Source organism: Gammaproteobacteria bacterium (genome assembly GCA_011375345.1).
GTDB lineage: Bacteria > Pseudomonadota > Gammaproteobacteria > DRLM01 > DRLM01 > DRLM01.
Map to the genome: position 1 here is coordinate 1 of DRLM01000161.1, position 8,849 is coordinate 8,849.

Here is an 8,849-nt window from a genome sequence, read left to right on the forward strand (position 1 = left end):
AAACCCCGCAGCCAGTCAGCAAAGACCACCCGCCCTGTGGCGATAGCGGTCACGTCGCTGCCGATAGGGGCGGCAATCACGATCCCTTGCCACTTGAGTTGGCTGTGCAGGCGCCGCCTGCCGAAGTGCGCGGTGACAGGTCCTTTGGCAGGCAGTGGCATCTTCCCTTTAAGGCTGGCGAAGGGGCGCCTGTCCCTGGGCCGTTGCGCCCCCAGCGCCCGGTCCAGCTCTTTGACAATGTCCGCCAGCGCGGCCTCGTCTTCCTTGAGCCGGGCAAGGCGTTTTTGTTTGCTGTTGATTTCCTGGTCCAGCGCCGCCAGCACTCTCCGGCGCTCTTCCCGCGCTTTGCGCAGCTGATCGAGTTCTGCGCGCTCGGTGAGCAGCGTGAGGTCCAGCGCGTCCCGTTTCGCCTGAATCTGGTCTGCCACGGCGTCCAGGGCGGCCACGGTACTTTGCACGGCGGCGATCCGGGCGCCGTGGGCACGCTGGACATATTCGTGATACTTGAGACTGCGTCCCACCGCCGCCGGTTCCGACAGGCTGAGCAGGATGCGCAGCGTGCCCTGCTGGCGCAGGGCATAGGCAGAGGACAGGGCACCGCGCAGGGAGCGCCGCTGGGCCCTGAGCCGTTTGAGGTGAACACCCCGTTCCCGCTCCAGCTGCTGGAGTTCGGCAACCTGCTTGCGCCGCGCTGCTTCCAGCTCGCGGGTGCGATGCAGGCGACGGTTGATGTCCCGCTCGCTTTTCGCCAGGGCCCTGGCGGTGTGTTTATGGCGCTGTTCCAGCGTCTGGAGCCTGGACTGGATTCGGGCGATGGTTTCCCGCAGTGCCTGGAGTTCGGCCTGCCGGTCAGCGGTGGCCGCGGCGCCGGGCGGCATGCCTGCACCCGCGGCCAGTGCCGCGACCAGCACCCCTAACAGCGTCTTTCTCAAAGATTGCTCCCGCTGTTTCCCGGGCTGAATAATAGCCCAAGGGCGGGTGATTCTCACGCCAGGCCGTTGCCGCCCGGGGCGAGCAGGGGCCGGCCGTTCATTTCCGTGGGCACGTCCAGGCCCATCAAATGGAGCAGGGTGGGCGCCACATCCGACAGGCTGCCGCTGGCGGCCGCTGGTGCCGGCCTGCCCACGTAAACAAGGGGCACGGGGTTGCAGGTGTGGGCGGTATGGGCCTGGTGCGTGGCGGGGTCGCGCATTTGTTCGGCATTGCCGTGGTCGGCGGTGATCAGCGCTTCACCGCCCGCCTCGCGGATGGCGGCCACCACCTGGCCCACGCAGCGGTCCACCGCTTCGATGGCCTGGACGGCGGCACTAAAATTCCCGGTGTGGCCCACCATATCCGGGTTGGCGTAATTGCAGATGATGGCGTCGAAGCGGTGACTTTTGATGGCGTCCACCAGCTTTTCCGTCAACAGCGGAGCGTTCATGGCCGGCTGCAGATCATAAGTGGCCACGTCCGGGGAGGGCACCAGAATGCGCTCTTCGCCGGGGAAGGGGTCTTCCACGCCGCCGTTGAAAAAGAAGGTGACATGGGCGTATTTCTCCGTCTCGGCAATGCGCAGCTGGCGCAGGCCCAGTTTGGCGATGTACTCGCCGAAGACATTGCGCAGCCGCTCCGGCGGGAAGGCCACGGGGACGTTGAACTCGCGGCTGTACTCGGTCAGCGTGGCGAAGCCCCCCAGGCGGGGGCGGCGCTTGCGCGCAAAGCCCTGGAACGCGTCTTCGGTGAAGGCCCGGGTGATCTGGCGGGCACGGTCGGAGCGGTAATTCATGAACACAACGGCATCGCCATCTTCGATGCTCACCGGGGTGGTGCCGGGCGGGACAATGGCGGTGGGGGTGACGAATTCGTCTGTCTCGCCTCGCGCGTAGGCGGCCTTGAGGCCGCTCAAGGCGTCTGGCGCCCGGTGGGCGGCCTCCCCCAGGGTGAGCAAATCGTAGGCGGCCTGCACCCGCGGCCAGCGGTGGTCACGGTCCATGGCGTAGTAGCGCCCCACCATGGAGGCAATGCGGGCTGCGCCCAATTCGCTGCTCAGCGCATGCGCTTTTTCCAGCGATGCCGCCGCGCTCTTGGGCGGGGTGTCGCGGCCGTCGAGAAAGGCGTGCAGGTAGACGCGCTTTGCGCCCCGCTCCACGGCCAGGCGCAGCATGGCGAAGATGTGATCCTCGTGGCTGTGCACGCCCCCGGGGGACAACAAACCCAACACATGCACGGCCTTGCCGGCTGTGACGGCGCAGTCCACCGCAGCCGTGAGGGTGGTGTTGGTAAAAAATGACCCGCTTTTGATGGCGCGGCTGATGCGGCTGAATTCCTGATACACCACCCGGCCCGCCCCCAGATTCAAATGACCCACCTCGGAATTGCCCATCTGGGTGGAAGGCAGGCCCACATCGGTGCCCGAGCTGCGGATCAGCAGGTGAGGGTAATCGGCCCACAGATGATCCCACACGGGGGTGGAGGCGTGGTAAATGGCGTTGTCTTGCGGGGCTTCGCGATAGCCCCAGCCGTCTAGGACAAGTAATACTACGGGTTTTGGGCGTGATCCGCTCATCAATCCTAACACTTACAAAATTGGGGGTTAATACAAGAGGTTCAAATCGGCCCTGCCCACTGCATGTGCAGGGCGGGTTCTGCCGGCGCAAGCCCGAGATCGACGGGGTGTGATCGGGTTTCTTGTTAAGCGATTAATTGTATAATGAAACGCTAATAAAAGGCATCCTTCATCGGCCGGTGGTTGGTGCTGATTGCCGGTTTGGGTCTGGGTGATGAACAAGCGAAACGCCGCGCTGATCTACAAGGAAGAGGACATCCAAAAAGCCTCCCTGTCCCTGAAAGCCATGTCTCACCCCTTGCGGCTGAAAATCCTTTGCGCCCTGGGCGACGGGGAGGCCCGGGTGAAGGACATCGTCGAAGAGGTGGGCACCAGCCAGAGCAACATCTCCCAGCATCTTCGGATCTTGCGTGAGAAAGGCATCTTGAATTCCCGTAAACGTGCCAACTGGGTGTATTACCGCGTCCACGACGAGCGGACCTTGCGCTTGATTGATATGATGCGCGAGCTTTTTTGTGATGATCAGAGCGGCCCTGCCGCGACCAGGGATTCAGCCTGAGGCGTTGTGTGTTTTCAATTGATTTCCGCTGAGGAGGCGTGCTGCGAGCGTGGGACAGTTCGGTGAGTTTTTGGTGAATCAGTGGGTGTTGGTGCTGGCCTTCGTGTTGATCGTGGGCGCGCTCATTGTGACGGAAATGAAACGCAAGCTGCTTGGCTTCAGGGAGCTTGCCCCCCAGGACGCCGTGCGCCTGATGAACTCCGAAAATGCGGTGGTGGTGGACATGCGCGACGACAAAGAATACGGCCAGGGCCACATCATTGATGCGCTGCACATTCCCCTCGGCCTGCTGGAAAACCGCTTGCAGGAACTGGCCGAATACAAAGACCGGCCACTGCTGGTTTACTGCCGCACTGGCCAGCGTTCGGCCCAGGCAGCCGTGACCCTGCGGCAACAAGGCTTTGAGAAACTGTACAAACTCAAAGGTGGCATGTTGGCTTGGCAGGAGGCGGGTCTGCCCGTCGTCAAAGCCGGCGGCTGAATATCCATTGCGCGGCCGGCGGGATCACAAACACATGCCCCCCGCCTTGCGGCCCACACTGAATTTGAAAGGAAAAGGCACGTCATGTCGGAACAAGCCCAGGATACCCCCGCGGCAAAGTTCGCGATTCAGAAAATCTATGTGAAGGACATGTCCTTTGAAACGCCCAATTCGCCCATGATTTTCATGGAACAGTGGGAACCGGAAGTGAACGTCCAGTTGCGCAACACTGCGGCGGCATTGAACGACACCACCCAGGAAGTTGTGCTGACGGTCACGGTGACAGCCAAGCTGAAAGACAAAGTGGCTTACCTGATCGAGGTGCAGCAGGCCGGCATTTTCAATATCGAAGGTTTTGACAAAGACCAATTTGCCGCCATGGTGGGCAGTTACTGCCCCAATCTGCTGTTTCCCTTCGTCCGGGAGGTGGTGTCAGACGTGGTGACCAAGGGCGGTTTTCCCCAGCTGGTCCTGGCGCCCATCAATTTTGACGCCTTGTACCGCCAGCAACAAGAGCAGCAGGCCGCGCAGCAGGCGGGTGAACAGGCCAGCACCCATTGACAGGATGTTGAAAAAGGCCTTCCCGGCCTATTTCAACGCCGGCTGCCGCCAACGCGGTGTCCGGCGGCCCCACATGTACAATGACTTCTCGTCATTGAACATGACGGTGCCTCCCTGCACCGTACACAGCTCGTCAAAAAACGGGGTTTTTCGACAAGCTGTCAAGTCAGCCGCGTCTCTGTGTGGCCCGTTGCCGCGGCGGAGGGCATGAGTACGCCCGTGGCCGTGCTGGGCGCGGGGGCCTGGGGCACGGCCCTGGCCATCCTGCTGGCCCGCAACGGCCATCCGGTGAGCCTGTGGACCCGTGACCCGGCCCACGTGGCTGCCATGCGGGACAGCCGGCGCAATGAGCGCCACCTCCCGGGCATCGACCTGCCGCCATTGATCAGGCCCGAGTCCGGCCTGGACAGGGTCGTCACGGCCGCCCGCGACCTGTTGGTGGCGGTGCCCAGTCACGCCTTTCGTCACATCATGGCGCAGTTGGCCCGGCACGATATTGCAGGTCATCGTATCGCCTGGGCCAGCAAGGGCCTGGAGCGGCAGACCGCAAAGCTGCTGCACGAGGTGGCCACCGAGGAACTGCATGCGGACGTGCCCCTGGCAGTGGTGTCTGGTCCCAGCTTCGCCCGGGAAGTGGCGGAGGGCCTGCCCACCGCCGTCACGGTCGCCTCACACCATCGCGAATTTGCCCAAAGCCTGGCGGAGCGTTTGCACAATCCCCAGTTTCGTGCCTATACCAGCAGCGATGTGGTGGGGGTGGAAGTGGGAGGGGCGGTGAAAAATGCCCTGGCCATCGCCGTGGGCATCGCCGACGGTCTGGGTTTTGGCGCCAACACCCGCGCTGCCCTGGTTACCCGCGGGCTGGCGGAAATGATGCGTCTGGGTGCGGTGCTGGGCGGCCGGCGCGAAACCCTCATGGGCCTGGCCGGCCTGGGCGACCTGGTGCTGACCTGCACCGACAATCAATCGCGCAACCGTCGCTTGGGTCTGCGGCTGGGCCAGGGGCGGAAGCTGGCGGATGCCGCCGGGGAACTGGGCCTGACGGAAGGTGTCAGCGCCGCCCGGGAAGTGACGCGCAAGGCCGGGCAATGGGGTGTGGAAATGCCCATTTGCGAGCAGGCCCATCGGGTGCTGCAAGGGGAGTGTTCTCCGCGCCAGGCAGTGGACGCCCTGCTCAGCCGGGAGCAAAAAGCTGAGTGGGCCTAGCCCGGGCAGCGCCTGCGGATCCTGTCATCGCCGGTTTGAACCGAACGCCCCGATGTCCTTGACCATTGCAGATGCGTCCCGAGTTCCTTCCCGGATCACGCCATGAAAGCCATGATTCTGGCCGCCGGCCGCGGCGAACGCATGCGGCCCCTGACCAACACCCTCCCCAAGCCCCTGCTGACCGTGGCGGGCAAGCCCCTGATTCATTACCACATCGAGGCGCTGCGCGCGGCCGGGATCACCAGGCTGGTGATCAATCTTGCCTACCGCGGCGCCCAGATCCAAGCCGCGCTGGGGGACGGCAGTCGCTTCGGTGTGCAAATTCAATACTCGCACGAAGGTCCGCAGCCGCTGGAGACCGGCGGTGGCATCCTGCACGCGTTGGCGCTGCTTGGCGACCAACCCTTCATCGTCGTGAACGGCGATATCTGGACCAACTATTCCTATGCCCGTCTGCCCGCCCGGCCACCGGGCCTGGCCCATCTGGTGCTGGTGGACAACCCTCCCCACAACCCCCAGGGTGACTTTGCCCTGCGTCAGGGCCGGGTGCACGACGGTGACGGCGTCCGCCTCACCTACAGCGGCATAGGCGTCTATCGCCCGGAACTTTTTTCCTCCTGCGCGGCCGGCCGCTTTCCCCTCGCGCCGCTGCTGCGCCGTGCCATCGCCCGCGGCCGGGTGAGCGCAGAGCACTACACCGGAACCTGGTTCGACATTGGCACACCGGCGCGCTTGGCTGAAGTGGAACAGCGCCTGAGCCCGGGCTGAGCGGTCGCACGACCCTCTCACCGGGCCCAAAACCTGCCGGGCGGGCCAACCGGAAATTTGTGTAAGGCGAATCCACTGCGTACAATATCGGGTAATCTTTTCGTCCGCTGGCTTGATAAGCGCTGGGTAGATAATGGAATGAACATGCTCTCTGGTGCGGATCAATCTGACAGCCCTCCCCAGCCCGCCCCCCAAAACCGCCAGCTTGCCATCGATCTCAAAGGATCCGTCTTCACCATAACGGTCATGCGTCTCTATCACAACGACCTGGCGCACCTCGAGCGCGAACTGCGGCATTACGTTGCCAAAAGTCCCCGTTTCTTCAATAACGCCCCTGTCGTTATCGATGTCTCAACATTGCAAGAACCGGCCACTCCCATAGACTTCAAAGCAATGGCAGAACTGTTGCGGGGTCTGCACTTGGTGCCGGTGGGGGTTCGTCACGCTGATGCTGCGCAGCAAGACGCTGCCGTGGCCGCCGGCCTGGCCATCATGAATGGCGGCACCCTCAAAGATTTGCCGGGCGCCCAGGCGCCGCCTGCGGCCGGACTCCGGCGCACCCCGCCAGCCGTTGAGCACAAAAAAACAGGAGCGTCCCAGACTCAGGCCACCAAAGTGATTCATCAGCCGGTGCGCTCGGGCCAGCAAATATACGCCCGGGGGGGCGATCTGGTGGTGTTGGCGGCGGTCAACGCCGGCGCGGAAATTGTTGCCGACGGCAACATTCACGTTTACGCGCCCCTGAGGGGGCGTGCGCTGGCCGGTGTGCAGGGCGGCACCGGCGCAAGAATCTTCTGTCAGCACATGGCCGCGGAACTCGTGGCCATCGCCGGGCACTACCGGGTGTTTGAAGACGCCGTGCCCCGTGAGTTTCGCGACAAACCGGTTCAAGTGCATCTGGACAAAGAGCAGTTGGTGTTCACTCTGCTGTAACATTGACGTTTCCGGAGGCTCCTTGAACACCGACAAGCGAGCCGCAACAACGACCCCGTGGATTTCAAAAGGAGACAACCTTGGCCAAGGTAATTGTCGTTACTTCAGGTAAAGGTGGCGTGGGTAAAACCACCACCAGCGCAAACGTTGCGACCGGCCTGGCGCAACGGGGTAAGAAAAGCGTGGTGATCGACTTTGACATCGGCCTGCGCAACCTCGACCTGCTCATGGGTTGCGAGCGCCGCGTGGTCTACGACTTTGTCAACGTGCTCAACGGCGAAGCCACCCTCAAACAGGCCCTCATCAAAGACAAGCACGTTGACGACCTCTACATCCTGCCCGCTTCCCAGACCCGCGATAAGGACGCGCTGACGGAAGAAGGTGTGGGCAAAGTACTGGACGAACTCAGACAAAGCTTCGACTACATCATTTGCGATTCACCCGCGGGCATAGAGCGCGGCGCGGTGATGGCACTTTACTATGCCGACGAAGCCCTGGTGGTCACCAACCCCGAAGTTTCCTCGGTGCGAGACTCTGACCGCATACTCGGCATCCTTGCCGCCAAATCCAAGCGCGCCGAACAAGGTGAAGAAGAGCCCATAAAGGAACATCTGCTCATCACCCGCTACTCGCCCAAACGTGTCGCCATGGGCGAAATGCTGAGCATAGAAGACGTTAAGGAGTTGCTGGGCATCCCCCTCATCGGCGTTATCCCGGAATCCGAGACCGTATTGCAGGCATCGAACTCCGGTATTCCTGTCATCCACGACGAGCGCAGCGAAAGCGGTCAAGCTTACAAAGACGTGGTCGCCCGCTTCCTTGGCGAAGAAATGCCCCTGCGCTTTCTCGACGAAGAGAAAAAAGGGTTTTTCAGCCGCCTGTTTGGGACCTGACTTATGTCACTGCTTGATTACCTGCTGCGTCGACAGAAAAAAACCGCCGTCGTTGCCAAAGACCGCCTCCAGATCATCCTGGCCCGCGAACACACCGACCGCGACGGCCCGGACTACTTGCCCGCCATGAAACGCGAATTGCTGGAAGTCGTCGGCCGCTATATCGATGTTGATCTGGATAACGTCCAAGTCAACCTCGATCGCAACGGAGACTGCGAGATTTTGGAACTCAACATTCAACTGCCAGAGCCGGCGGGCCAGATCAAGCGGGCGGGCGTGCGCTAGGGTGCGCACCGGCAACAAATGAGCGTGAAGATTGCTTTGCGCGGAGGGAGTAAAAAACGTAGTGGTTCAGATTTGATCTGACAGCTACCGGTTTTTCGGGGGCGACTGTCAGGTGACGTTCAGCCTGCGAGCTTCTCCTGCCAGATTTTCTTGCCATCTTCCAGGGTTGCCATGGGCCTGCGTCCACACCACATCTTGCCCTGACGGGTCGGTAGTCCACCGTCATGCCTGCTTGCAGGTCCTCCAGACAGGCTGGAGCTTTTGCGGAACGTTACCCGATAGAACTCTTGCAGGATGGTCTTGTGGAATTGCCCGCAGTTCCCGTTGGTCTGTGGTGAGCTGGCCCGCGTTTTCTTGGGGTCGATGTTGTCGACCGCCATGAACAGCTAGACATTACCATTCACCAGCGTCCGGAATCTTGAATCTTGCCCGCGCAGATTCAAGTGGTTGCTGAAACTGGCATCGGTCATACTATTAACCCGGCAATCAAACAGGTCGTCCTGACCTGTTTGATTGCCGCCCGCGAAATACGGGCGCCATTGTGCGAAATGGCTGGTATTTCGCGGGCTCGCATTGACTTGCGCCAATGGCGGCACATCCCTGTGCCGCGCTATT

Annotated in this window: 11 protein-coding genes; 8 read left to right on the forward strand and 3 right to left on the reverse strand. The window is 62.0% G+C overall.

The features are described from left to right. Both ENJ19_12400 and ENJ19_12405 read right to left on the reverse strand, forming a co-directional pair. Positions 1-932: hypothetical protein (locus tag ENJ19_12400; GenBank protein ID HHM06519.1), on the reverse strand; the 932-nt coding region annotated here is incomplete at its 3' end. A gap of 53 nt (positions 933-985) precedes the next feature. Next, on the reverse strand, positions 986-2,548 hold the full coding sequence (locus tag ENJ19_12405; GenBank protein ID HHM06520.1) for a 2,3-bisphosphoglycerate-independent phosphoglycerate mutase: 1,563 nt from the start codon (positions 2,546-2,548) through the stop codon (positions 986-988). A gap of 214 nt (positions 2,549-2,762) precedes the next feature. On the opposite strand from ENJ19_12405, the gene ENJ19_12410 reads away from it, so the two are divergent. From ENJ19_12410 to minE, 8 genes are all read left to right on the forward strand, one after another. After that, the gene (locus ENJ19_12410; protein ID HHM06521.1) at positions 2,763-3,107 is read left to right on the forward strand and encodes an ArsR family transcriptional regulator; all 345 of its coding nucleotides are present in this window, start codon (positions 2,763-2,765) and stop codon (positions 3,105-3,107) included. A 49-nt stretch (positions 3,108-3,156) separates the two neighbouring features. Beyond that, the gene (locus tag ENJ19_12415; GenBank protein HHM06522.1) at positions 3,157-3,588 is read left to right on the forward strand and encodes a rhodanese-like domain-containing protein; all 432 of its coding nucleotides are present in this window, start codon (positions 3,157-3,159) and stop codon (positions 3,586-3,588) included. Between the two features lie 84 nt (positions 3,589-3,672). Beyond that, positions 3,673-4,149 (forward strand): protein-export chaperone SecB, encoded by a 477-nt coding sequence (gene secB / locus ENJ19_12420; GenBank protein ID HHM06523.1) that lies wholly within the window; start codon positions 3,673-3,675, stop codon positions 4,147-4,149. A gap of 207 nt (positions 4,150-4,356) precedes the next feature. After that, a complete protein-coding gene (locus ENJ19_12425) occupies positions 4,357-5,355 on the forward strand; it encodes an NAD(P)-dependent glycerol-3-phosphate dehydrogenase (GenBank protein ID HHM06524.1) in 999 nt (332 codons plus the stop codon). A gap of 102 nt (positions 5,356-5,457) precedes the next feature. Continuing rightward, entirely contained in the window at positions 5,458-6,123 is a 666-nt protein-coding gene (locus ENJ19_12430; protein HHM06525.1) for a nucleotidyltransferase family protein, read from the forward strand. 138 nt (positions 6,124-6,261) lie between these two features. Beyond that, positions 6,262-7,056, forward strand: coding sequence for a septum site-determining protein MinC (gene minC / locus ENJ19_12435; protein HHM06526.1), 795 nt, complete (start codon positions 6,262-6,264; stop codon positions 7,054-7,056). 80 nt (positions 7,057-7,136) lie between these two features. After that, complete coding sequence (minD, locus tag ENJ19_12440; GenBank protein HHM06527.1) at positions 7,137-7,949, forward strand: septum site-determining protein MinD; 813 nt, start codon at positions 7,137-7,139, stop codon at positions 7,947-7,949. 3 nt (positions 7,950-7,952) lie between these two features. Next, entirely contained in the window at positions 7,953-8,234 is a 282-nt protein-coding gene (minE, locus tag ENJ19_12445) for a cell division topological specificity factor MinE (GenBank protein ID HHM06528.1), read from the forward strand. A 119-nt stretch (positions 8,235-8,353) separates the two neighbouring features. Here minE and ENJ19_12450 read toward each other — a convergent pair whose 3' ends face one another. Beyond that, the gene (locus ENJ19_12450) at positions 8,354-8,614 is read right to left on the reverse strand and encodes a hypothetical protein (GenBank protein ID HHM06529.1); all 261 of its coding nucleotides are present in this window, start codon (positions 8,612-8,614) and stop codon (positions 8,354-8,356) included. Positions 8,615-8,849 lie beyond the last annotated feature (235 nt).